Here is a 23,678-nt window from a genome sequence, read left to right on the forward strand (position 1 = left end):
CCATGTTGATCCGTTGTTAGACTAAGTCGTGCGCTTCTGTTCATGGAGGTCGGTTTGAAGAAAATGATCGCTGCGCTAGCAGTTTTGACCCTCATTGCTCCTGCAACGTCTTCAGCGCAGTCACTGATTAACAGCCCACTCTGGAAATCCTGCAAGGTACAAGAGCAGATTGCCTACGATTCGTGTATGAAGGATCGAGGATTCACGGCAAGAGATTCTGAGGTTTGTAGAGGGCTGGCAAGCGCAGAATTCTGGACCTGCCTAATTCCAATTTAAGAATCGGTTCTTGAAAAGCATCCTTCGAGATAATCTTGGGCGAGGCTCTCAGTCTGTAATTTTCAATAATTAATTGGATGTGATGTAGGCTCTATGGGCCATTTTCACCTAGCATGTATTGAACGATACTTTGCTTCTTCATGCTACCTGGTAGATCGCTGCGGCCTGCATACAAGCCCTTGAGATAACCAAGATCGAACTTCGTCAGAGTGCGCGGCGCATTTTTATCATCATCTGGCGTGAAGAGTGCTAAAATCGAAGCATCGCTTGCGCGACCGTGCAATCGCACTCCTCCCAAAGCCCTCATCGCGGCATAATCGGCCATCTGCTGCAAATCTCGGCCTGATGACGCGCTCCTGTCGATGAAGACAGTGGCGCTAATAACCTCAAGACGGATCGGGGACGAAAGCCTTGAGATGGCCGTTCCTCGCATCATCGGAGGTTGATCAGGTGAGTAATATGGCCGCTCACCATCGCGCCCCCGAAGCTCCACCTCACTCCAGGACCGCGCACTTCCAGGCTCCGCCACAATCCTGTCTATATCTCGCAGCGTCTGCCCCTTTAGTGCACCCGAATTCGCGCGCGCCAATTGGCGAACCGCCTCTCGACTGTCTTCAACGAACGCCACCAGGAGATTGGGCGAGCAACCCGCCTCACCAGTGCGCAGCCCCAGCGACGCTGCGATGTTGCTAATTCTATCAACAACAGTCTGGCCCGCTGCTTGAGGCTGGCCAAAAGTAGCGACACAAACTGAACCTGAGAACCGCGCCAACGGCCGATCGCCAAACTCTGGCTCCGTTACGCGCTCGATATATCGACGAGCTTTGTGTGCCTCGTCGCCCTTCTCAGATGTTACTAAGATATCTTGATCGCGGCGAAACGCTGCAGCTTGAACCAAGAATAACGCGAGCCCCACCAGCATTTTCGAGACCCCGTAACTCCGACAGCAATAAGCGGTGCTTATACTATGGTCGTCCCGCTTGCAATTAGGCCGTGTTGACAAAGTGGATTTCCAACCGGCCTGATCTCTGATTCAAGGCTGCTCTTTCTGGGGAGCGGCAATGGCGCGTGGCGATCTGACGGACGAAGAATGGGCGGTGCTCGAAGGTCTGCTGCCGTCGGAGCGCGGCCGAAAGGCGCGGCCCTCCCATGACAACCGGCGATTTCTGAACGGCATGCTGCATGTGCTGCGGGTCGGCTGTCCCTGGCGCGACATGCACGAGCGTTACGGCAAGTGGAACTCGGTCTATGTGCGGTTCCGGCGTTGGGCGGAACAGGGGGTCTGGGATGCGATGCTGGCAACGCTGGTCGAGTTCGGGCTGACCGACGACTGGCAGCACATGATCGACAGCACCACGGTTCGCGGCCATGTTTCGGCAGCGGGCGCTAAAGGGGGACTCATAAGGAGGCTTTTGGTCGATCACGCGGCGGCTTTACGTGCAAAGTCCACGCCCGCTGTGACAATCAAGGACGCCCTCTCGGCTTCCTCCTGACCAGCGGCGAAGCGTCGGATTACGCCGCTGTCGAGGACCTCATGGCGCTGCCGGTCAACAATCCCAACGCGCTGCTGGCCGACAAAGGCTATGACGGCGATGCGGTCCGGGAGAACCTGTTGATCCGCGGTATCCTGCCGATCATCCCGCCAAAGGCCAACCGGCGCGAACCCATCGCTTGCGACTTCCGTCGATACCGGGACCGGAACCGCATCGAGCGCATGTTCGGGCACCTCAAGCATCAACGCCGCATTGCGACCCGCTACGACAAAACTGCGCTGTCGTTCGCCAGCTTCCTCAATCTCGCCGCCATCCGCCGGTGGCTGCTCAACTTGTCAACAGGACCTAGGTATTCAGCCCCAGCATCTGGTTGATCGGATCGGAGATGAGCCGTTCTGGCTCTGACGTGCATAACTTGAAGATGTACTATAGGTTCGAGGCGGGCGAGCGTCGTGGGCCGGCGGGCAAATTTATCAGCGGCCATGAGGTGGCAAGATGCGTTCGGAGCTGGTCGAGGTATTCGTAGCTGACTCGTTTGACTGTGGCTCCTTGATGAAGCCGACCGGATAGCGCTTGAAGCGTTGCCGCTTCGGCTTGTCACCTTTACCATCCGACAGGCGGGGAAATCCCGTGCCGCTTTTAGTCATCGGTGCAGCGCCGAGCGGGTCAGGTTTGTGGTGACGGCTGCAACGCACGAAGACAGTAGTCCAGCGACGGCAAGGTGTTTTCGCGGCAGTCGACGAGGATTGCATCCCAGCCTCGCACCAGGTTGTGGAATGAGGAGGCCTTTGGTCTAACTTCAAGTCCTAGACAATCGTTCACTCATCCCACTTCGCCGTCTTCAGGCTGATGCCCCGCGCGCAACTCGGCATCGCCAGCGAAACCCGCGACGCTGTATTGCGGGTGGGACGGCGTGCATGGTCGTAGCGCACCCGCTGCGAACCTGTGCCATGCGCCTTGCTTCCATTCCAACGAGCGGATCGCACAGTCAAATTGCGTCATTCAACACCTAAACGAATCGTCTAGCGACACAGGATGCGCGCGATGGCATATGGGTTTCGGCGGCCTTCGGCGAGGAAACACGAACATGATGTCGGCAGCTGACCAGCTCTCGCGATCCACCGGAACCGCGTCTTCCTCGGCGATCTCGACCTCGCGGCAACTCGCCGCGAACGACGACTTCCAGGCGCGTCACCTGCCCCCGCGTGAGCTGCTTGCCTGGCAGCAGCCCGTGCCGCCGGTTCCGCTCGTCCGCAGTGAAGCCCCACAGGCCGCGGTCGAACGAACCGGCGGACCTTCCACCATCGACGTCGCGGCGATGGCGGCGGACGTCTACAACGACCTCCCCGCCCCGCCGGCCGACTACCGCGTCGCGAGCAGCGACGATCTGGCCCGGCTCGGCCTGCGCGCCGAGGACCTGACCTCGCCGCAGAGCAGCTTTCGCGCCCGCGTCTATGTCGCGGAGGGCGATGGCGGTCCCAATTATGTCGTGAGCTTCCGCGGTACTACGGACGGCAGCGACTGGAAGGCAAATGCCCAGCAGGGCGTCGGCCTGCCCTCGGACCAATATACCCGCGCGCTGCTGATCGCAAAGGCGCTTGGCCGACATCCGGACGTACAGGTGACGATCACCGGCCACTCGCTCGGCGGTGGCCTTGCCTCGGCGGCGGCACTCGCCAGCGGACGCGACGCGCAGACCTTCAACGCTGCCGGGCTCAGCGGTGCGACAATCCGCCAAGCCGGCACGATCAGGGGTGATGCGCCTGCGCCGAAGATTGCCGCCTTCTACGTCCGCGGAGAGGTCCTCTCGGCGATCCAGGATGGCGGCGATCGGGTTGCCGGTGCGATCCTGGGCGGCATTCCCGGCGCGATCTTCGCCGATGCGCCCGAAGCCTATGGCACACGCATCCCGCTCGACGCCAGGCAGCCCGCCGGACAGCATTGGTTTCAGGATACGCCGGTTGCCCGGCACGGGATGGACTGGGTGCAAAGCAGCCTGGACGCGCATTGACCCGGGGCTGCCCCACTCCCTACAGCATGGCCTTGTGAACCGCCGCATCCGCATCCGCATGCTCGCCGCGCTGGTGCTGGCGGCCGTCCCGATCGGAGGATGCATGGCCACCGCGCCTTCCTGCTACACCAAGCGCGCCGCGGTGGTACTGCCCGATCGCACTCGCGTCCTTGCGCATCTGAACAACGGCGCGGCCGGTCGCGCGCTGGCAGAGGCGATCCTCGACGGCCGCGTCCGGGATGCGGAGGCAATGCTTGCGCGCGATCCGCGCCTGATCGCTACCGCCGTGACAGACGATCCCAATGTTCCCCAGCCACCCGCCGGCCAATATGGCGACCTGCTGACCTTCGCGGTCTCCCGCTGCAATGCCGATGCGGTGACGATGCTGTTCGCCGCGGGCATGCCAAAGGACGGCGTGAAGCCCGGCGCGGCGCTATCGCTGGCCATTCTCGCGGACAGCCCGGCGATGGCAGAGCAACTTCTCTCTGCCGGCGCATCGCCCGATCCGCAGGCACGCGGCGGCGAGGACCCGATGCGCAGCGCGATTGCCTTCGGTCACATAGGCGGTGTGATGACCTTGCTTCGCCACGGTGCCGATCCCCGCTGGACCGACCGCTTTGGCATCGACCATGTCCGAATGGCGGTGGACGCCGAACAGGCGGAGATTGCCGAACTGCTGGTCCAGAAGGGCGGCACGCTGTGGAGCATTGCCGACGACGGCAGCATGGCGGCGCATGCGCTGCTCGATACGCCGGTCATCTTCACCAGCCCGGAAATGCTCGCCGCCCGCGACCGGCTGCGGGAACGCGCGCGCAATGCGAACATCGCCTGGCCGCCGCCCGATCGCGCGGAAGTGCGTCGGCAAGTGGCAGGCGGGGCGTGGCCGACGGCCGACATGGCAAAAGCCGGGATGACCGTGGCACCGGCAGTGCTTGCGCGGATACAGGCTGGAATCCGCTAGCACGCCGTACGGTTGGCGACACGCAGAAGGTGCTTGGCCGAACCCGCCTCCGCGGAGCACCGCCTAAGCGATTCGTGGAGCGCGCAGCGGGTGGCGAGCCGCTATCTATGCCGGCATGTTCCCTTGCACGGACAAGATTCGGCGATGACCCAGCCCATCGGAATAGGCGGCCCCCACCTGCATGCTATCGGTGCCATCGGCGCGGACGGCACTAAGCCCGAGCCGCTCGCCGCCCAGGCGATGAAGGTGCTGAGCAATCGCGTCGCCGACACCATGATCCGCGAATTGGGGCTGGTGCAAGGCGGGCAAGCGCCGCTGCGCGCCGGGGGAGCCTATGGCACAGAGGGCGTAGCACAGGACTTGGCATCAGCGTTGGCGGCCAGCCCGGCCGATGCAGGCCGCCTATCGCGAGCGCTGAACGAGTTCACCAGCGAAGTGGCGGTGCTGGTCGCGGCAAGGCCGACCAGCGAGGTGCTCGATCGGATCTCGAGCCTAGGGGACGCGCTGCCCGCTCTAACCGGCCATCCGACTAAAACCGAAACCGACCGAGCGCTGAAGACGATCTATTCCACCATCGCGCTACTTCGCGAGGATCCCAACAACCGGGTGCGCTGAGCGATGCGACCTCAGCGTCGCATGGCCGTCTGCACGACATTTCCCTGCACCCCAACCTTGCCGACGCGCACCTCGCGACGAAGAAGCCGCTCGTGCAGCTGCTCGCTCCACTGCGCCGCTACTGCGGGCGGCACCGCGGCGGAGGGTATCAGCAGCACGTTGACCTGCCCCGCCAGGTCATGGCCCAGCACCGCGCCTTCCACCTTGTAGCTGCCGAGCGGCAGCGACAGGTGCACTTCGGGCTGCGCGGTTTTGCTGACTTCGGCGATGGCGGCCGCGATCCGATCGAGCTGGGCATGCTGCGCGGGATCGACCGCACCCGCCGCAGCGGGCCGTGCCGCGATGGCCAGCGCAGCGAAGTCGCGGGCGGCGACCATCGCCGCCAGCCCATCGGCCTTGTCCAAGCCGGGATCCTTTACCGGCCGCTTCCCCGCGTGGCGGGAGAGCGCATCGGCGAACGCCTTGCGCTGCTTGGGCGCCGCCTCGGGCTCGCCCTTGGCGGGCGCGTCGCGGGGCGTGGGTGCGGACTTGCTCTGAACCGAGCCGCTGGTCGGAGCGCCGTTCATGCCCAGCCTCGCGACTGGATAAAAGCGGTGGCCTCGGAATCGACGCGATCCTCGGTCCGGCGTTGCTCGGCGCGGCGGAGGGTCTGGTGATGCGCGGCAACGCTTTCGCTGCGCACGCGGTGCTGGTCGAGCGCCCTGCCGGCGGCTCCCTGGGCATCGACTGCGAGTTCGTGGCGCGCACGCTGGTCGCTGGCGCGTGCCGCCGCGCCGATCTCTTCCGCGACGCGCTGGTCGAGCCAGAGCCGTGTCTGCGGGCAGGCCGGGCTCGCCTGGAAGAGCATGCGGGCGTCGCCGCACTCGCGTTCGGCCGCGGTGCGGGCGACTTCGGCAGCGGAGGCCGCCGCTTGCGCCTGCTGGGCCGCCTCCCGCGCCTCGATCAGCGCGCGCGTCAGGCGCTGCTCGCGCATCTGGGCGATGCGCGCCAGTACGGGCGCGCGATTGTCAGCGGGCATGATCCATCTCCTCGAAGGTGCGCAGCCGGGCGATGCTCTCGCCCAGCGAGGTGCGTTCGCTGCCCGACTGGCGCAGATAGGCGGCAATCGCCTGGCGCTCGGCCAGCGCGCGATCGGCCAGCGGATCGCGGCCGGGCTGATATTCGCCGATCTGGACGAGCAGCTCGATCTCGTCGAGCTTGGCCAGCATCGCCCGCAGTCCGTGCGCCGCGCGCTGCTGCGCCCCGCTTGCGAGCCGCGGGAACAGGCGTGAGAGGCTGCCCAGCACGTCGATCGCCGGATAATGGCCGCGCGAGGCGAGCTTGCGCGACAGGACGATGTGGCCATCCAACAGCGAGCGCACTTCCTCGCCGATTGGATCCCCGTCCTCGTCCTCCAGCAGCACGGTGTAGAGCGCGGTGATCGCGCCAGCCTCCGCGGTGCCGCTGCGCTCGAACAGCCGCGGCAGTTCGGCGAACACCGAGGGCGGGAAGCCGCGCCGCACCGCCGGCTCGCCCGCGGCCAGCCCGATCTCGCGGAGCGCACGGGCGAAGCGGGTGACGCTGTCCATCAGCAGCAGCACGTGCCGGCCCTCGTCGCGCAGCCCCTCCGCAATGGCGGTGGCGACATGCGCCGCGCGGACGCGCTCCATCGCCGGGCGATCGGAGGTCGCGACGATCACCACCGAGCGGGCGAGCCCCACGGCGCCCAACGTCTCCTCGATGAACTCGCGCACCTCGCGGCCGCGCTCGCCGATCAGCGCGATGACGATCGCATCGCACTGGGCATTGCGCGCCAGGTTCGCGAGCAGTGTCGACTTGCCGACGCCGGCGCTGGCGAAGATGCCGACCCGCTGGCCGATGCCGATCGGCATCACCCCGTCGATTGCGCGGATGCCGGTTTCCATCGCCGCGTCGATCGGGCGGCGGTCCATCGGGTTGGGCGCCTCGCCATGGATCGGGCGGTCGGTGCCGCGGCGGACGCTGCCAAGGCCGTCGAGCGGCTGGAGCCGGGCGTCGAGCACACGGCCCAGCATGTCGGCGCCATAGGGCACGCGATCCTCGCCGCTACGCAGGATCACGTCGCTGTGCATCGACAGGCCGCGCAGGTCGCCGAGAGGGGTCAGGATCGCGCCGCCATCGGCGAGGCCGATCACCTCGGCCCAGAGCGAGAAGCCCGTCTCCGCATCGACGATCTCGCAATTCTCGCCGATCCGCGCACGCACGCCGGTGACGCGCAGGGTGGTGCCGAGCGCGCCGACGATGCGGCCATGCTGCTCGAACATAGGCGCGGCATCGAGCGCGCGGAGCAGGGCCAGCGGATCGCTCATGCCACCCCCCAGCGCTTGGCGAGGGTCTCGAGCTGGACCGAAAGACTGGCGATTACCTGGCCCTGTTCGGTGCGGATCGCGCAGTCGTGCGCGCCTAGGCCGGGATCGGCCAGGATCGTCACTTCCGTCAGTGCCGCGAGCCGGGCCGCAACCTTCTCGGCCAGATCCGGCGCCACGGCCACGATCACTGCGCCTTGCGGGTGCAGGCGGTCGAGGGCGCGCGCGACCAGCGCCGGCACCAGCGTCGCATCGTCCAGCTCGCCCAGCACGGCATGCACCGCCGCCAGCGCTGCTTCAGCGATCTCGCTGCGCCTTGCCTGCTCCTGCGCCTCGATCGCGGCAGCGAACTGCGCGATCTCGCGGGCGAGCAGGTCGTCAATGTCTGTCCGGGCGCCGCTGAGCGCCGTGCTGTAGGCTTCCTCCCGCGCGATGTCCGCAGCCTGCACCGCTTTCGCCTGCGCCTCGCGCACCGCGCCGAGCAGCGCCACCGCGTCGCTGAAGGATTGGCGCTCGTCGCGCTTGATCACCGCCCGCTCGCTGAACAGCAGCGCTGCGTCGTCGGCATGGACGAGATGATAGGTCATGCGAGGCTCTCCGCGATGGCTTGGGCCCGGACCAACAGGTCCCGCGCGACGGCATCGTCGCGCGCGCCGGGGAATCGGTCTTGCAAGGCGACCGGCAAGGCAGCCTCCAGCAATTGCGTGCCGGCGGCGAGCATGCGCTCTGGCGGCGGCAGCTTCTCTGCCCCGACCATTTCCGGCACCTCGGCTTCGCAGACAGCGTCGAACAGCGGCTCGCCTACCGCCGCCGCAAGCGCCGCCAGCCGCGGCCCGGAGAGCTCGGCATCGATCGCCCTGCGGTGGCGCAACAGCCCCGCTGCCGCGGCGATTCGCGCGCGCTGCGCCTCGGGCGCATCGAGCCAGTCCGGCAGCTTGGCGAGATCGCCGAACCCCACCGCCGGCAGCCCGCTCGCCCGCCGGGCAAATCGCGCGCCGCGCCCCTGCCCGCAATGCCGGGCGAGCAACGCCAGCTTGGCGGTCCGTGCCTCCCGGTTCACCGCTGCACCGTATCCGGCAGGCTGGTCCGGGGTTTGCGCATCCGCCACAGCCCGCGTCCCGCAATCGCCAGCACGATCAGCGCGACCACGCCGATCGCCCCGCGCATCAGCGTCGAGACCGACACCATGCCTTCGCTCTCCGGCAGCACCGGCGCGGCCTGCGCCGGCACCATCACCACCGAGACACGATCATAGGTGAGCCCGTCGATGGAATTGGTGACCAGCGACTTGATCGCCCCCGTCTGGCTGCGCAGGTCGAAACCGGTGCGGTACTTCACGAACACCGATGCCGCCGAGGGCTTGGCCTCGCGCGACAGCGGATCGGCCTCGGGCATGGTAAGGTGGACACGCGCCTGCACCACGCCGTCGATGCCGCTGATCGTCCGGCTCAGCTCCTGCGAGAGGCCGTAGATCAGCCGCGCCCGCTCCTCGAGCGGGGTGGAGGTAAAGCCCTCCTTCTTGAACACCGAGCCGAGCGAGTCATAATTCTCGTGCGGCAGGCCGTGTGCGCGCAGCGTCTCCACCGCGCTGGCAAAGTCGGCCTGGTCGACGGCGATGCTCCACTGGTCCTTTTCCCCCGCCACCTTGGTCGCGGTGATGCCGGCCTGGTTGAGCACGGCGATCATCTCGTTGGCGGCCGGCTCAGTGAGCTTGCCATAGACTTCCTGCCGGCTGCAGCCGGCAAGCCCGAAGGCGGCGACCACCAGCAGCGGCGCGGCGATCCGCGCTTGCCAGCGGCGCGCGGGGGCAAGGCCGCTCATTGCTGCTTGAACAGCTGTTGCACGCCGTCCGAACTCCGGTTGGCGATGTTGGAGGTAAGCTGCGCCTGGAACATGAACTCGGAGCATTTCATGTTGAGCTGCACCATCTCGCCCGGGGTCAGCTGCCCGCCGCTGGCCTCGGCGGTCTCGGCATAGCGCGAGACGGCGCGGGCCTGGACGTTCACCTGGTCGAGCGCGTTGAACATGCCCTTCATCGCCGGCGGGATCGGACCGGCGGCGACGGTGCCCTGCACCCCGCCCATCTTCTCCAGCGCCGCCTGGAAGCGCGCGTCGAACTGCGGCGTGGTGGCACCGCCGCCCTGGCCGCCTGGGGCGAGCAGTTCGAAGGCGCGCGAGACGCCGTTCGTGCCCTGCCCCCCGGCCGGCGCGACCAGCGCGCCGATCGCATCGATGCTCATCGTCAGTTCTTCCGCGCCATGGTTTCGAGCGCCTTGGAGACGCTGTCGATCGAGCTGTGGGAACTGTTCGCCATGAAGCTCATCCGCATCGATTCGGTGGTCAGCTGGGTGATGTCGGAAGGCTTGTCGCCGCCCTGGCTCACCACGTCGGACTGGGCGGTGATCGCATCGGCCTGGGTGTCGAGCGCCTTGCCCCAGGCTTCGCCGAACGCCTCGAACCAGTTGCCCTTGCCGGCGCGGCTCTCGGTGGTGCCCATGTTGCCGAGCGAGGCGATCGTGCCGAGGACGGCGCTGTTGATCGGGTTGGTCATTGGGTGGTCACTCCGTCTGCGTCGCCGCCAGGGGTGGTGGAGGGTTCCGGGGACGGCGGCGTGCTGGGTCCCAGGACGAGTTCTTCGATCCGGCCGTCGCGCTCGAAGCTGGCGCGGCCGTTGCCGATGGCGACGATGCGGTGGCCGGTCGGCACCGTGGCGCCGGCGAACCAGCGGGTACCGTCGGCGGTGGTGAGGTAGCCGGGGTCGCCGTCTATGAAGGTCGCGAGGCCGTACGCCGAGCCCGAGAAGAAATATTGCAGGTCACGGTCGCCGCGCGCGCCGTCGGTGGCGAAGTCGACGCGGGTGATGCCGGGCACGTCCTCCTTGATCAGCCGCGCGAGATCGGCCTGGCGATCGGCGGGGAGGAATTCGGCCTTCACCATCAGCGCGTTGCCGCGGCGAGGAATCGCTTCGGCATCGACCCCTTGCGCGCGCAGCAGATCGGTGGCGGCAGCGGCGAGCCCGTCCATCGTCTCGACATCGAGCGTGGCCGGGCCGAGCTGCCCGGCAACGACCTGCCGCAGCCGGGCGAGCGCGGCGTCATCCTTGACGATCCCGCGGACGATCGTGCCGTTGCGGGTTTCCTCCACCTCGAGGTCGCGGAAGCCGGCGGCGGCGAGCATCGCCTGTTCGCCGGCGCTGTCGTGCAGCTCGCGCGTTACCCAGCGGACGGCGGGCGGCGCGAACAGCAGGAGCAGCAGCAAGGCCGCCACGGCCGCGGCATAGGCGGGCCAGTAGCGATCCAGCGCCAGCGCGCCGCGCATCGGGTAGAGCCGGGTCGCGACCCGCTCGGGGAGCGCGGCGCGCTGCGGCGACAATACGGGTGCATCGGCAGCGGCTGGCGCAACCATCGGCGCAAGCCGGATGGCGTCGTCCCAGCGCGGGTCCTCCGGCGCGCCGATCGCGACGGCCACCGCGCCGACCAGCATCGGCACGAAGGGCGGCAGCGATGCCTGCTCGCCCGCTCCGACCGGTCGGCCGAGAAGGGTCACCTGCCCCGCCGCCACGCGGACGCAGGCCATGCCGTCGGCAAGGTCGAGCTCGAGCGACACGCCGCGCGCGGAAGGGTCGCGCAGCACGATGTCGTGCTCGAACCCGTGCCCGACGCGGACGAACTTGCCCCGGTGCAGCCGATGCTCGGCGCCCGACAGGCGGCCGTTCAGCACCCGCAGCACCATGGTGCCGGGCTTTACCGGGGCGAAGGGCGCGTTCACCGGCGGGCCCTCCGGCTGCGCTTCTGGTGGCGGTCGCCCGCTGCCCGGATCTGCTCGATCGGGATCGGGTTGGTGGCCGAGCTCGGCTGCACCGCCGCCGCCTGCTGCTCGCGGCGCGAGACGACGCGCGGGGTGATCAGGAAGATGCGCTCGAAATGCTGGTCGCCCTTCTTGCGCTTGCGGAAGGCCTGGCCGAGGATCGGCACGTCGCCCGCCACCGGCACCTTCGACTTGTAGTCGTAGGAGGTCTCGACGGTCATGCCGCCGATCAGCAGGCTCTCGCCCTGCTTCACCACCGCGCTGGTGTTGATGCTGCTCTGCTTCACCGCCGGGATGCCGTCGACCACCAGGCCGGTGGGCGAGCCGTCGAGGATCTCGATCGCCATGCGGGTGCGCAGCTCGCCGCCGTCATAGAGGATCGACGGGTTGACCCGCATCACCATGCCCGCGGTCACCGGGAACAGGTCCACCTGCCGGTCTCCGGCGACGCGGACATAATATTGCACCTGATTGTTGAACACCGCGGGGATGTTATTGAGCGTGCTCAGCCGCGGCCGCGAGATCACCCGCAGCGCACCGGTCTTCTCCAGCGCGGTGATGCGCGCGGCGAACAGGTCCAGGCCGCCGGTGAGATACGCCGCGCCGACATTGCCGCTGGAGAAGTTGTTGGTCGGGTTGGTCGCGTTGCCGCCGAACAGCGCGCCCAGGCCGCCGGTCCTGAAGCCGAAGTCGAGCCCCAGTTCCTTGAGCTTGCTGGTATCGAGCTCGAGGATCGTCGCCTCGATCTCCACCCCGCGCGGCTCGACGTCGAGCGCGCGGACGATGTCTTCGTAGACGGTCATCGATTCGGGCCGGTCGCGGATCAGCACGGCGTTATTGCTGGGGTCGACCTCGACGCGCGGACCGTTGATGTCGCGCACCGCGGCTTCGCGGACCACCACGGTATCGAGGCCGGGCGTGCCCTGCTGGTCGAAGCTGCGCTGCGCCTCGTCCGGCGGCACGGCGTTGAGGCCGCGCCCACCGAGACGGGGCAGTGACTGGCGCTGGACGTCGAAATTGCCGCTGGTCGACACGGTCGAGCTCGGACGACCATCCCCCATCATCCCGCGCAGGATCGAACCCACGCCGGGGATGGTGATGGTGCGGTCGAAGCTCTTCTGGATCGTGTCGTCGGCGCGGGCGTAGCGGAGGTAGAAGATCCGCACCTCATAGGGCGAGCGCGTCGTGGCGCCGCTCAGCACCTTGGAGCGGAGCGGCGAACTGGTCACCGTCTCCAGTGCGGCGGGGCCGAGCAGCGGCGAAACGATCGGCGCGGTCGGGGACGTGGCGGAGGCCTGGATCACCGCCGGATTGCCTGCGGTACCCGCCAGCTGCGCCACGCGGTCGAGGAACGCGGGCACGCCGGTGGCGCTCACCGAATTGCTCGCGGCCGAGACGCGATTGGCGTCGTCGAGGATCCGCAGCTTCTGGGCGTCGCGTACCACTGCCTCGGGGTCGGCAGCGTTGAAGCTGCGCGAGGTTACCTCGGCCGCGGAGTACACCCGCACCACCGCGCCGTCATAATAGGCGACGAGGTTGAAGGCCTTGGCGAGCTGCGTCCACACCTGTCGCGGCGTGCCGACGAACACGCCGTTGACCTTGCCGGTCACCGCCGAGCTCACCTTCGCCTTGACCCCGGCCTGGCCGAACAGATCGACGACGGCGGCATCGACGCGCTGGTTGCGCGCGGTGAGCGTGATCCGCTTCTGTCCCATGGGCGGCGTCTCGGCGGGGGCGGCGACGGGCAGCAAAGCGGTACAGGCAAGCAGGGCAAGGAAGCGCTGGGCGCGGATCATAGGGAAACCTCGTCCGACATCTGGTTGGTCAGGCTCTCCGGGGCGGCGTTGATTTCGCCGACGATATCGAGCGGCACGGCCGGGTTGAGCTCGTTGAAGCTGATCACCGGCACCTCGAACAGGTCGCCCGCGATCAGCAGACGGAGCGGCCGGCGGAGATCCTGCGCGGTGAGGATTGCCCGCGCGCCGCTGCTGGCGACCTGGGTGGAGAGCAGCGCGATCAGCGCGCGCATCTGGTGCGGGTTGATCGCGAGGCGCATCTGGCCGTCCACGGGCGTGACGGTCTGGCGGATGGTCTCCTCCAGATCGGCGCCGACGATCAGCACGCGCAGGCGCCCGGCCTCGCACAGCGGCGCGATCAGGTGGCGGCGCATCGCCACGCGCACCCGTTCGGCCATCGGCACGGCTTCGCGCTCGTACTGGCCGACCTCGCCGATCGCCTCGATCGCGTCGCGGAAGTTGCGCAGTGGCACGCTCTCCTCGGCGAGCAAGCGCAGCACTTCGCCGATCCGGCCGGTGGGCACCGCGCGCACCGCTTCCTTGACGACTTCCGGGTGCGTTTCACCGAGCCGGTTGAGGTGATCGGTCACCTCTTGCAGCCCGAGGAACAAGCCGAGATTGCGTTCGAGCAGCTGCGCCACGCGCTCCGCCGCCACGTCAGGCAGCGCGCCCGCGTCGCTGGCGCCGTCGCCGAGCGGGGCGTCGTGCGCGCTGAGCAGCCATTCGCCGTCATTGAGGCGGGGATCGGGGACGACGCGCAGGTCGGGGATGGCGATGCCGGTCCGCGTCTGGAGCGCCGCGGCGCCCTCGCGCAGCCGGTCCGCCAGCGCGGCAAAGGCGGGGTGCTGGGGCGGCAGGCCGACGGCGAGCCGCAGCGGATCGACCACGGGCAGCGCCTGCGCAGCGATCAGCGTCTCGCCGGTCGCGACCGTCGTCTCGCCCGAGGCCAGCCCCAGCCGGGTGCGCAGCCAGACGCCCGAGGTCGGATGGAGGAACGCGCCGCCCAGCAGCAACGCGCTCGCCAGCGCGAAGAAGATCAGCGTCGGGAAGCCCGGCACCAGCCCCAGCAGCATCGCCAGCCCCCCGGCGATCATCAGCACATGCGGCTTGCCGGTGATCTGCCGCGCAATGGCGGGGCCGAGATCGCCGTCGCGCTCCTCGTCGGTGGTGCGCGTGACCAGAAGGCCCGCCGCCATCGCCGAGAACAGCGCCGGCACCTGCGCGACCAGCCCGTCGCCGATCGTCAGGATCGAGAAGGTCGTCGCCGCCTCGCCCGCCGACATGCCGTGGTAGAGCATGCCCACCGCCAGCCCACCGAGGAGGTTGACCAGCACGATGATCACCGAGGCGATCGCATCGCCCTTCACGAACTTCATCGCGCCGTCGAGGCTGCCGTGGAGCTTGCTCTCCATCTCCAGCGTCCGGCGCTTCTCGCGCGCCTCGTCCTTGGTGAGGATGCCCGAGCGCAGGTCGCTGTCGATCGACAGCTGCTTGCCCGGCATCGCATCGAGGCTGAACCGCGCGGCGACCTCGGCGACGCGCTCGGCGCCCTTCGAGATGACGATGAACTGGACGATGGTGATGATCAGGAACACCACCAGCCCCACCACCAGATTGCCGCCCGCGACCATCTGGCCGAACTGCTGGATGATCTCGCCGCCATCGACATGGGTGAGGATCATCCGCGTCGTCGAGATGCTGATCGCCAGCCGGAACAGCGTGGAGAGCAGGAGCACCGTCGGGAAGGTCGAGAAATCCAGCGGCTTGGCGACGTACATGCAGCTGAGCAGCAGCAGGATGCCCACCGTCATGTTGGTGGCGATGAACGCGTCGAGCGCCAGCGGCGGCATCGGCACGATCATCAGCAACACGACGGTGACGACGCTGCCGACCAGCAGCATGTCGGCCACGCGCAGGGGCATGCGGCGCAGGCCGCGCAGGATCAGGGCTGGGGCCATGCTCAGCGGCTCCGCGCGGCCTGTTCGGCGAGCAGCCGGCTGTACCGGCCCATCACGCCGGCCACATAAGACTGGGTCTCCCGGTAGGGCGGGATGCGGTTGCCGTAGCGCCGCACCGCGCCCTCGCCCGCGTTGTAGGCGGCGAGCGTCAGGTTGAAATCGTTGAACCGGCCGTGGAGCTGGCGCAGCAACCGCGCGCCGCCGTCGACATTGGCCTCGGCATTGGACGCCGACACGTTGAGCATCCGCGCCGTGCCCGGCATCAGCTGCATCAAGCCATGCGCGCCGACCGGGCTGCGCGCATCGGCACGGTAGCGCGATTCCTGGTCGATCACGGCATGGAGCAGCAGCGGATCCACCCGCCGGCGCGCCGCGACCCGCTGGATCATCGCGTCATAGCGCGTCGCATAGGATACCGGCCGCATCGCCAGGATCGCCGCGTCGGATGCCGCGGCCGGGGTCAGCGACGCCGGCTCCTGACGGAGCGGCGCGATTGCCGCGACCCGCAGCGTGGCTTCGGGCGCCGGCTCCGCCTCGCGGTGTTTCTTGCCCGAGACGAGTTGGAACGACGCAGCGCGATCGCCCGACGAACCCTCCTCGGCCTCCGGCGCGATCCGAACATTCTTCGGCATTTCGGCCGGGGTGCCCGGCGCAACGACGATGTTGCTGCACCCCTGGAGGGACTGAATCCCCGCCAGTGACGCCGCATCCGCCACCCGCAAGGTCGCGGTCAGCGCACAGGGCGGTGGCGGCGGGGTCTTGTCCCGCGACCATGCCGCTTCCGGAATAAAGATCGCCGCACCGCATAAGGCCAGCGAGGAAACGCTAAGAACTACTCTACACATTGCATCGCTCCCCAGCCGATGGCGGTCCTGGCCAACAGTTGTCTCAGCACGATGCCCCACAATTCCCGGCCTGCTCGTCCAGGAACACCTATAGGCTGTCGCGAATTTCTTACAATTTCAAGTCGCTAGCCAGAAATATTTCGCACTGTTACGGGACGACGAACCGGTTTCCTTGCAAGGTGAGCTGCGGAACCTTTCGATTTGTCTGATTTACTAACAAGGCTGTCAGCACTACTCATCGACGCGGCGCAACTACCTGCCGCGACTCGACTCATCGCACATTGTGATATATCAATAGCTTAGCGGTTTCGTTTGGCATCCGGCACCGATTTTGCCCGTTGCATCTGGGAACGGGTTACAGGATTTTAACGATGTTGCTGCCCCGCCCCACGGGCAGACAATGTGTCGACCTGCTCGACCTGTGCGGACACTTCGCGACTATGCGCGCACTGTCCCGCAGCAAGAGTTCAACTTCATGGGCCAAGGCAAGGACAGCGCCGACAAGAGCGAGCTCCCGACACCGAAGCGGCTAGAAGATGCGCGCAAGAAGGGTGACGTCGCCAAGTCCAAGGATTTGGCCACTGGACTTCTTACGCTTGCCTGGTTGCTGCTGTTCGTCGGGGTCTCGGGCTATGCCGCAAGCGAACTCGCGCGCCTCGCCACCGATGTGGTGGCACAGGCGGCGACCGGCTCGTTCGAGCAGACCGCCCCGGCGATCGGCTGGGACGCGGCCTGGACCTTGCTGCGCCTGACCTTCGCCACGCTGGTTCCCGCCGCGCTGATCGGAACCTTCGCCGAGTTCCTCCAGGTCGGTCCGATGATGACGACCGAGAAGATGAAATTCGGGCTGGAGAAGCTCAATCCGATCGAAGGCCTCAAGCGGATGTTCGGCAAGGACGGCCTGTTCGAACTTGCCAAGACGCTGGTGAAGGCAGGGCTCATCTGCGCGATCGGCTATCTCGTCTATCAGAGCGCGCTGTCCAGTTCGGGCCAGCTGATTCGACTCGCCGCAACCTCCCCCATCGACGAGTCGCGCGGGGGCGCTGCGCTGAGCACGATCGGGCTCACCTATTCGCTGACGCTGCAGATGCTGGCGATGGTCGTCGCGGTCTTCCTATTCGTCGCGGTCGCCGACCGGATCTATTCCAAGCACAGCTTCATCAAGAAGATGAAGATGAGCCGTCGCGACATCAAGCAGGAACACAAGGAAAGCGAAGGCGATCCGCAGGTCCGCGCGCTGCGCCGCGACATGCACCAGGAATGGGCCAATCAAAACAATCTCGGCGCCACGCGCGGTGCCGCCGCGCTGCTGGTGAACCCCACCCATATCGCGATCGCGCTCAACTATGACGAAGCGACGTGCCCGGTGCCGGTGATCGCCGCCAAGGGCATGGGCGAGCTCGCCGCCGCGATGCGCGCCGAGGCGGAGGAAGCCCGCGTGCCAATCGTCCGCAACGTCGCCGCCGCCCGCAGCCTGTGGGCACGCGGCGAGATCGGCGAGATCGTGCCTGAGGACATGTTCGATGCGATCGCCGCGGTGATCCTCTGGGCCGCCAAGGCCAGGAGCGGCGACGGCCCGATGCAGCACGACATGGATACCGCCGCCCCGCGCCTCGCCGCGCCCCAACGCTGACCAGACCGGAGAACCAACCGCACCATGGGAATCGGAGCCGTCCTATCCTCGATCCTCGCCATCGTCGTGGCGCTTGCCCTCGTCTTGGGCATGGCCTGGGGCGTGATCTGGCTGCTGAAGAAGCTGCAGGATCGCCAGCTCGGCGTCGCCGCCAATGGCGAGAGCGACACGCCGATCCGCTTCCTCCGCTCGATGCCGCTCGGCCAGCGCGAACGGGTGGTGCTGATCGAGGCGCGCGGCGAGACGATGCTGGTCGGCGTCACTGCCGGATCGGTGACACTGCTCGCCCGTTGGCCCGAGGGGCAGGCCCCGGCCAAGCCGCTGCCGGCGCAGGTGCGCTTCTGATGGCGACCATGCTCCGCCTCGATGCGCTCGACCTGCCCCGCGTCGATCCGGCGCGCGATGCGCTGGCCGGTGCCGTTGCGCGGCTGCTCGAGCATGCCGGGTTCGCCGTCGAGATCGTCGCAGCGCCCCCGCGCGGCAGCTGGTTCCGCTGCCCCGATGGCAGCCAGTTCCGCCCCGGCGGGGCGGTACTCCATCCCGAACGGATCGCCGAAGCCGCCGCCGCGCTGGACGATGCCGAGCCGCTGCTGCTCGCGCTCGAACAAGTGCTGGGACTCCAGCTCGAACCCGAGGATCTGGGCAGCGCGTCGGACGATGCAGCACTCCACTTCGCCCTCGGCCGTGAAGGGCTGGACGCCGCGCTGGTCCTCCCCTGCGACCATCCGCATGCGGCAAATTGGCTTGCCGAGGCGGACGCACTCACGCCGCTCGCCGCGCGCCTGCCGGTGCTCGCTCAGCTGCTGGTGCAAGGCCCCCGGCTCGGCATCGCCGAAGCGGGCGACCTTGCCCCCGGCGATCTGGTGCTGGTCGGCGCCCGCCCCCGCGCCACGCTCCAAGCCCCGCATTTCCGCCAGGCCGGTCAGCTCGACCTCGCCACCGGCAGTTTCACCCCGCACCCCGATGGAGCGCCCATGGAATCCAGCGATGCTGCCCCCTCCGCCCGCGATTTCGCCGTGCCCCTCACTCTGCGCCTGCCCGAGCAGCGGGTCAGCGCCGCGGCGCTTGCCGATCTGCGCCCGGGCGTGGCGCTGCCGCTCGGCCCCGCGTCCGAAGGCCTGGCGGTCGAGCTACTGGTCGCCGGCAGCCCGCTCGCCCGGGGCGAGCTGGTCCAGCTCGGCGACCGATTCGCGGTGCTGATCGAGTCTCGCGTCGATCTCGCCGAGGGCGTTGTCCAGCAGCAGGTGGAGGTGGAGGCGTGAACCTCGCCCAGTTCACTCCGGGCTCGGCGCTGATCACGGTTGTCCTGATCGCGCTAGCCCCGTTCTTCGCGGTGATGGTGACCAGCTTCACCAAGATTGCCGTGGTGCTCAGCCTGGTGCGCAATGCGCTGGGGCTGCAGCAGGTGCCGCCCAACCTCGTACTCAACGGCCTCGCGCTGATCCTCACCGTGTTCGTGATGTACCCGACGCTGGAAAAGATGCAGGTCGCAGCCGCCGTCCAGGGACCCGCCACCCCCACCATGCCCGGCGATCCCCCGGCACAGGCCGAGAACCCCATCGAGAGTACCGGCGACATCTTCGCCACTGCCGACCGCGCCAAGGAGCCGCTGCGGGAGTTCCTGGTCAAGCACAGCGATCCGCGCGAGCGTGCCTTCTTCCTGCGCACCCAGCAGCGGATCGGCGACCCGGCGAAGGTCAGCACCCTTCGCGACACCGATTTCGTGATCGTCATCCCGGCGTTCGTGGTGAAGGAGCTCAAGCTCGCCTTCCAGATCGGCTTCCTGATCTTCCTCCCCTTCCTCGTCATCGACATGGTGATTGCCAACATCCTGCTGGCGATGGGCATGATGATGCTCTCCCCGGTCACCATCTCGCTGCCGTTCAAGATCCTCCTGTTCGTGCTGGTCGACGGCTGGGTGAAGCTGAGCCACGGCCTGGTGCTCTCCTATGCCTGAGGAGGCGCGCGCATGAGCGACGATCTCGTCGCCGTCACCACCCAGGGGCTGTGGCTGGTGCTGCTGCTCTCGGCGCCGCCGATCATCGCGGCGTCGGTGGTGGGGCTGCTCGTCGCGATCGTGCAGGCGGCGACCCAGCTCCAGGAACAGACGCTGCAGTACACGCTGAAGTTCTTCGCGATCGTGATTAGCATCTTCGTCACGGCGAGCCTGATGGCGGGCACGCTGTACAGCTATGCGGACTCGATCTTCTCCGGCCTTGCGGCGGTGGGGCGATGATCGAGGCGGTGCCCCCCGGCGTCGGCGTGCCGCTGTTCGCGGCGATGCCCTGGCTCGACCAGCTGCTGGTGGTCGCGGTCGCCTCGGCGCGCTTCGCCTTCGCCTTCGTGTTCGTACCGGTCTTCTCGCGCGAGGTGATGCCGGGGACGGTGCGCAACAGCATCATCGTCACCTTCGGTCTGGTCGCGCTGCAGATGCAGCCGGACTTCCACCCGAACGACCTCTCGGCGATGGGCTGGCTCAAGATGCTGCTCAAGGAAGCCGCCGCCGGCGGCGCGATCGGCTTCTTCTTCGGCACGGTGCTCTGGGCGCTGGGCGCCGCGGGCGAGATCATCGACACCAAGGTGGGTGCTACGATCGGGCAGCTGGTCGATCCGCTGAGCGGCAATACCAGCTCGCTCACCGGCATCCTGCTCAGCCGCTTCGCCGAGGTGGTGTTCGTCACCGCCGGCGGCCTCACCCTGCTCGTCGGCACGGTGATGGGCAGCTACCTGATCTGGCCGCTCGGCCCCGGCGGGCTGCAGCTCGATGCGCGCGCGCTGATGTTCTTCGAGGGCGAGTTCGGGCGGCTGTTCGCCCTCGCCTTCCTGTTCGCGGCGCCGGTGCTGACCGTGCTCTACGTGATCGACCTGGCGATGGGGTTCCTCAACCGCTTCGCTCAGTCGTTCAACGTCTTCTCGATGGCGATGCCGATCAAGGCCGCCGCCGCCACCTTCGTCGTCATCCTCACGCTCCCGCTGCTCGCCCAGGCGATCCTCGCCGATCTGGGCACGCGCGAGGAGATTGCGGACGGCGTCCTCCAGCGAACGGCCAAGCCCCAATGACCAGCGCCACCGCCCTCCGCGCGCCCGCGCCGCCGCCAAGCGATGCCGAGCAGCTCGCCCAGCTGATCGCCGAGCTCCGCGCCGCCGAGGAACGTCGCGGCGCCGCCGCCCGCGAGATCCGCATCGGCGAGCTCACCGTCCCCGGCTGGCGCGTGCCGCTGCTCCATCTGGCGGGGCTGCAGACGCTGACCCGCAACGAAGCGGCGGTGCTGCGCTTCCTCGGCTGGGGCCGCGCGAACGGCGATATCGGCACGCTGCTCAACATGACCGAGAACACCGTGCGCACGCACATGAACAACGCGATCCGCAAGCTCGATCTCGACGGCGTTCGCGAACTCAACAGCCTGGCGGGACTGCTCTTCCTGCCGCTCGAATGACCCCGCCCCTCCACGATTCGTTGAGCCAGGCTAAACGAATCGTGGAGCGCGCTGGGGCCCGATCCGGGGCAGTTTGCCTTTGTACCGGCGACACGGTGTCGGCGGCTTGGCTCCCGAGCGGAGCGCGATATCTGGATGGAAAGGAACGATCCATGGGTCTCCTGAGCGGTCTTACGCGGTCTCTGGTCAATCCGATCAGCCTGGCTTCCCTCGCGATGGGCCCGGCGGGCTGGGCATCGCTCGCGGTCCGCACGCTGGGCGCGGCGATCGGCCAGCAGGTGCTCCAGCAGCTCGGCGAAAAGCTCGGCCTGCCGCAGGGCATGATCGATATCGCCAAGAGCACGTTCAGCGCCTCTGTCGGCGGCGCACCGGGCAGCATCGCCGACGCAGTGAGCACGATCGGCTATGGCATCCTCTCCCCCTCGGAGCAGGGCGCGATGACGCGCGAGATGAGCCAGCAGGCGGACAATATTGCCGAGAACCTCTTCGCCGCCTCGCGCGAGGGCAGCGACCGCGCGAAGACCGAAGGTTCGCGCGAGGGCCGCGCCGGCAGCGGCAACTGGCTGCGCGCGATCGCCGAGGTGATGGCACAGTCCATGGATGCCAAGATCGACGAGATGCAGTCGCTGGCCCAGACCTACGACTCGCAGTCGAAGAACAACAAGTCGACCAGGACCATGACCGACCTGCAGGTCGCCACCCAAGAGTTCAGCTACCTGATGCAGTCGACCACCAACATGATCAAGACGATCGGCGAAGGGCTGTCGACCATGGCTCGCAAGGGCTAAGAAACGCGGCGGTTCATCGCAAAGGGCCGGGCGAAGCATCGACTTCGCCCGGCTCGTTTTTTATTTCATCGGCGTCGGGAACGACCCGCCCGACCTGTTCAGGAGGTATCGATGGCGTCGCGGTTGCTCCTTTCCCTCGGCTTGGCATGCGTTGCGGTGCCTGGCATGGCGCAGGCCCAGATGATCAGCCCGATGCTGTACGAAGGGCCGCGGATCGCGCTGCAGGACCATGCCGATCGCTTCTCGCACGAAGGCGCCGCGCCGATGGCGCGCGCACGGCCCACCGCCAATCCGGCGATGCTGCACTACACGCCGTCCAAGGCTCGCCGCACGGCCAATCTCGCCCGCTTCGTCGACAAGACCCGGGCAGCCGATCCGCGCGGTGCCGACGACCTCCAAAAGCTCTTTGCCCAGGGTGACTTCATCGAGAAGATCCGGGCGCTCGTCGCACCGCAGGGCCTCCAGATCGACAATATCGCCGATGCCTATGCCCTTTGGTGGGTCACCGCCTGGCAGGCCTCCCGCGGGAGCAACGACACCCCCAGTCGCGCCACGCTTGCCGCGGTTCGTCGGCAGGCCGCTGGCGCCATCTCGGCCACGGGACAGATCGCCGGCGCGTCGGATGCCCAGAAGCAGGAACTCGCGGAGTCGCTGTGGGTGCAGAGCGCGCTGATCGATGGCGCGGTGGAACAGGCCAAGCAGAAACCGGAGCGCCTCCGCGCGGTTGGCGAGGCGGCGCGCAAGGGCGCCGAGCAAATGGGCCTCGATCTCGACCGGTTCGAACTGACGGCGGAAGGCTTCGTCCCGTTCAGGGTCGGCCGGAACGACGTGCCGGCCGACCCCTCCACGCCGGGGAACGCCGGCAGCTATGGTGTGCTGGCGCTCGCGGCAGGCGGAATGGGCGTCGGCGGATTCCTCCTGCTGCGCCAGCGCCGCGGGTGATAACCAGAGGATCGCTTTGCATGAGAGGCTTGGGCGCAGCGCTCATCCTGGTCACGGCGACGCATTGGGCAAATTCCGCCCAGGCACAGATTGACAGCCAGGGTTGGGTGATGATCACGTCCACGGTCACCCACTCCGATCCATTGAGCATGATGCTCGACGACCGCATGGCCCAGGATGCAGCACGCGCGCGTCCGGCGGGTAGACCGCGCGCTACGGAGCCCCCTTCCCCGCGCGGAACGCCCGCGGATGCCCGCGCACTGCGCTACCTTCCCTCCAAGGCGCGGCGCAGCGCCAACCTCGCTGCCTTCGTCCAGAAAACGCGGGCCGCGGACCCGGCGGGCGCCGCCGACCTGCAGCAGCTGTTCGCCCAGGGCGACTTCATCGAGCGGCTCGGCGCGCTCGTCGCACCGCACGGCCTGCATATCGACAATGTCGCTGACGCCTATGCAATGTGGTGGCTCACCGCATGGGAAGCGGTCCACGGCAACAACGACACGCCCGACCCGGCTACCCTGGCGGCCGTCCGCCGGCAAGCAGCGACCGCCGTCGCGGCCACCCCGGGAATCGCGGGCGCTTCGGACGCGAAGAAGCAGGAACTTGCCGAGGCGCTCTGGGTGCAGAGCGCGCTGATCGACGCAAGCATCGAACAGGCCAAGCGCGACCCGGCCCAGCTGCGTGCGGTAGGCAACGCCGTTCGCAAGGGCGCCCAGGCGATGGGGCTCGATCTCCATCGGCTCGACCTCGCGCCCGGTGGGTTCGTCCTGGCCCATGACAGCTAGGATCACCGCC

The 23,678-nt window shown here is 67.7% G+C and carries 26 protein-coding genes and 1 pseudogene; 14 read left to right on the forward strand and 13 right to left on the reverse strand.

Annotation, left to right across the window (positions count from 1 at the left end; translation table 11 throughout):
• Positions 1–367: 367 nt before the first annotated feature.
• Positions 368–1,198, reverse strand: coding sequence for a hypothetical protein (locus tag B215_RS21270; RefSeq protein WP_152997912.1), 831 nt, complete (start codon positions 1,196–1,198; stop codon positions 368–370).
• 139 nt (positions 1,199–1,337) lie between these two features.
• Between B215_RS21270 and B215_RS22140 the strand changes: the two are divergent.
• The 4 genes and pseudogenes from B215_RS22140 to B215_RS0106985 all read left to right on the forward strand — a co-directional run bounded on the left by B215_RS22140 (position 1,338) and on the right by B215_RS0106985 (position 5,356).
• Positions 1,338–2,143: pseudogene (locus B215_RS22140) on the forward strand (IS5 family transposase).
• A 713-nt stretch (positions 2,144–2,856) separates the two neighbouring features.
• Positions 2,857–3,780: a lipase family protein gene (locus tag B215_RS20560; protein ID WP_019368924.1), complete on the forward strand. Its 924-nt coding sequence runs from the start codon at positions 2,857–2,859 to the stop codon at positions 3,778–3,780.
• Between the two features lie 34 nt (positions 3,781–3,814).
• Positions 3,815–4,741, forward strand: coding sequence for an ankyrin repeat domain-containing protein (locus B215_RS0106980; protein ID WP_019368925.1), 927 nt, complete (start codon positions 3,815–3,817; stop codon positions 4,739–4,741).
• 144 nt (positions 4,742–4,885) lie between these two features.
• Positions 4,886–5,356 (forward strand): hypothetical protein, encoded by a 471-nt coding sequence (locus tag B215_RS0106985; RefSeq protein WP_019368926.1) that lies wholly within the window; start codon positions 4,886–4,888, stop codon positions 5,354–5,356.
• An 11-nt stretch (positions 5,357–5,367) separates the two neighbouring features.
• Here the strand turns inward: B215_RS0106985 and B215_RS0106990 are convergent, their stop codons facing one another.
• From B215_RS0106990 to B215_RS21780, 12 genes are read right to left on the reverse strand one after another with little or no spacing between them, the layout of a single operon-like run.
• The gene (locus B215_RS0106990; RefSeq protein ID WP_019368927.1) at positions 5,368–5,922 is read right to left on the reverse strand and encodes a hypothetical protein; all 555 of its coding nucleotides are present in this window, start codon (positions 5,920–5,922) and stop codon (positions 5,368–5,370) included.
• The gene (locus B215_RS0106995) at positions 5,919–6,374 is read right to left on the reverse strand and encodes a hypothetical protein (protein ID WP_019368928.1); all 456 of its coding nucleotides are present in this window, start codon (positions 6,372–6,374) and stop codon (positions 5,919–5,921) included. The genes B215_RS0106990 and B215_RS0106995 overlap by 4 nt, the downstream gene beginning before the upstream one ends.
• The gene (locus B215_RS0107000; RefSeq protein ID WP_019368929.1) at positions 6,364–7,683 is read right to left on the reverse strand and encodes a FliI/YscN family ATPase; all 1,320 of its coding nucleotides are present in this window, start codon (positions 7,681–7,683) and stop codon (positions 6,364–6,366) included. Before B215_RS0107000 ends, B215_RS0106995 begins: the two co-directional genes overlap by 11 nt.
• The gene (locus B215_RS20565) at positions 7,680–8,267 is read right to left on the reverse strand and encodes a FliH/SctL family protein (RefSeq protein ID WP_019368930.1); all 588 of its coding nucleotides are present in this window, start codon (positions 8,265–8,267) and stop codon (positions 7,680–7,682) included. Before B215_RS20565 ends, B215_RS0107000 begins: the two co-directional genes overlap by 4 nt.
• Positions 8,264–8,740 carry a hypothetical protein gene (locus B215_RS20570; protein ID WP_156804360.1) on the reverse strand — a complete coding sequence of 159 codons (477 nt, stop codon included), beginning with the start codon at positions 8,738–8,740 and terminating at the stop codon, positions 8,264–8,266. The genes B215_RS20565 and B215_RS20570 overlap by 4 nt, the downstream gene beginning before the upstream one ends.
• Positions 8,737–9,501: a type III secretion system inner membrane ring lipoprotein SctJ gene (gene sctJ / locus B215_RS0107015; protein ID WP_019368932.1), complete on the reverse strand. Its 765-nt coding sequence runs from the start codon at positions 9,499–9,501 to the stop codon at positions 8,737–8,739. The genes B215_RS20570 and sctJ overlap by 4 nt, the downstream gene beginning before the upstream one ends.
• Positions 9,498–9,920: a hypothetical protein gene (locus B215_RS0107020; protein ID WP_019368933.1), complete on the reverse strand. Its 423-nt coding sequence runs from the start codon at positions 9,918–9,920 to the stop codon at positions 9,498–9,500. The genes sctJ and B215_RS0107020 overlap by 4 nt, the downstream gene beginning before the upstream one ends.
• Positions 9,921–9,922: 2 nt before the next feature.
• On the reverse strand, positions 9,923–10,231 hold the full coding sequence (locus B215_RS0107025; protein ID WP_019368934.1) for a hypothetical protein: 309 nt from the start codon (positions 10,229–10,231) through the stop codon (positions 9,923–9,925).
• Positions 10,228–11,448, reverse strand: a complete 1,221-nt coding sequence (locus B215_RS0107030) for a hypothetical protein (RefSeq protein WP_152997913.1) — start codon at positions 11,446–11,448, stop codon at positions 10,228–10,230. Before B215_RS0107030 ends, B215_RS0107025 begins: the two co-directional genes overlap by 4 nt.
• On the reverse strand, positions 11,445–13,283 hold the full coding sequence (gene sctC / locus B215_RS0107035) for a type III secretion system outer membrane ring subunit SctC (RefSeq protein ID WP_019368936.1): 1,839 nt from the start codon (positions 13,281–13,283) through the stop codon (positions 11,445–11,447). Before sctC ends, B215_RS0107030 begins: the two co-directional genes overlap by 4 nt.
• Positions 13,280–15,241, reverse strand: a complete 1,962-nt coding sequence (locus tag B215_RS0107040) for a flagellar biosynthesis protein FlhA (protein ID WP_019368937.1) — start codon at positions 15,239–15,241, stop codon at positions 13,280–13,282. The genes sctC and B215_RS0107040 overlap by 4 nt, the downstream gene beginning before the upstream one ends.
• A gap of 2 nt (positions 15,242–15,243) precedes the next feature.
• The gene (locus B215_RS21780; protein ID WP_082664498.1) at positions 15,244–16,086 is read right to left on the reverse strand and encodes a lytic transglycosylase domain-containing protein; all 843 of its coding nucleotides are present in this window, start codon (positions 16,084–16,086) and stop codon (positions 15,244–15,246) included.
• A gap of 475 nt (positions 16,087–16,561) precedes the next feature.
• Between B215_RS21780 and B215_RS0107050 the strand changes: the two genes are divergently transcribed.
• The 10 genes from B215_RS0107050 to B215_RS0107095 all read left to right on the forward strand — a co-directional run bounded on the left by B215_RS0107050 (position 16,562) and on the right by B215_RS0107095 (position 23,668).
• Positions 16,562–17,719, forward strand: coding sequence for an EscU/YscU/HrcU family type III secretion system export apparatus switch protein (locus B215_RS0107050; RefSeq protein WP_152997914.1), 1,158 nt, complete (start codon positions 16,562–16,564; stop codon positions 17,717–17,719).
• A 24-nt stretch (positions 17,720–17,743) separates the two neighbouring features.
• Positions 17,744–18,064: a flagellar biosynthetic protein FliO gene (gene fliO / locus B215_RS0107055; RefSeq protein WP_019368940.1), complete on the forward strand. Its 321-nt coding sequence runs from the start codon at positions 17,744–17,746 to the stop codon at positions 18,062–18,064.
• On the forward strand, positions 18,064–18,981 hold the full coding sequence (locus B215_RS19705; RefSeq protein ID WP_019368941.1) for a FliM/FliN family flagellar motor switch protein: 918 nt from the start codon (positions 18,064–18,066) through the stop codon (positions 18,979–18,981). Before fliO ends, B215_RS19705 begins: the two co-directional genes overlap by 1 nt.
• Positions 18,978–19,676 carry a type III secretion system export apparatus subunit SctR gene (gene sctR, locus B215_RS0107065; protein WP_019368942.1) on the forward strand — a complete coding sequence of 233 codons (699 nt, stop codon included), beginning with the start codon at positions 18,978–18,980 and terminating at the stop codon, positions 19,674–19,676. Before B215_RS19705 ends, sctR begins: the two co-directional genes overlap by 4 nt.
• 12 nt (positions 19,677–19,688) lie before the next feature.
• Positions 19,689–19,955 (forward strand): type III secretion system export apparatus subunit SctS, encoded by a 267-nt coding sequence (sctS, locus tag B215_RS0107070; protein WP_019368943.1) that lies wholly within the window; start codon positions 19,689–19,691, stop codon positions 19,953–19,955.
• A complete protein-coding gene (gene sctT / locus B215_RS0107075; protein WP_019368944.1) occupies positions 19,952–20,779 on the forward strand; it encodes a type III secretion system export apparatus subunit SctT in 828 nt (275 codons plus the stop codon). The genes sctS and sctT overlap by 4 nt, the downstream gene beginning before the upstream one ends.
• On the forward strand, positions 20,776–21,156 hold the full coding sequence (locus B215_RS0107080; RefSeq protein ID WP_019368945.1) for a helix-turn-helix domain-containing protein: 381 nt from the start codon (positions 20,776–20,778) through the stop codon (positions 21,154–21,156). The genes sctT and B215_RS0107080 overlap by 4 nt, the downstream gene beginning before the upstream one ends.
• A gap of 152 nt (positions 21,157–21,308) precedes the next feature.
• Positions 21,309–21,944, forward strand: a complete 636-nt coding sequence (locus tag B215_RS0107085; RefSeq protein WP_019368946.1) for a hypothetical protein — start codon at positions 21,309–21,311, stop codon at positions 21,942–21,944.
• 165 nt (positions 21,945–22,109) lie between these two features.
• Positions 22,110–22,886 (forward strand): DUF6683 family protein, encoded by a 777-nt coding sequence (locus B215_RS21515; RefSeq protein ID WP_019368947.1) that lies wholly within the window; start codon positions 22,110–22,112, stop codon positions 22,884–22,886.
• Between the two features lie 20 nt (positions 22,887–22,906).
• Positions 22,907–23,668 (forward strand): DUF6683 family protein, encoded by a 762-nt coding sequence (locus B215_RS0107095; protein WP_192813034.1) that lies wholly within the window; start codon positions 22,907–22,909, stop codon positions 23,666–23,668.
• Positions 23,669–23,678 lie beyond the last annotated feature (10 nt).

The organism is Sphingomonas sp. ATCC 31555, from assembly GCF_000282895.1.
Lineage (GTDB): Bacteria > Pseudomonadota > Alphaproteobacteria > Sphingomonadales > Sphingomonadaceae > Sphingomonas.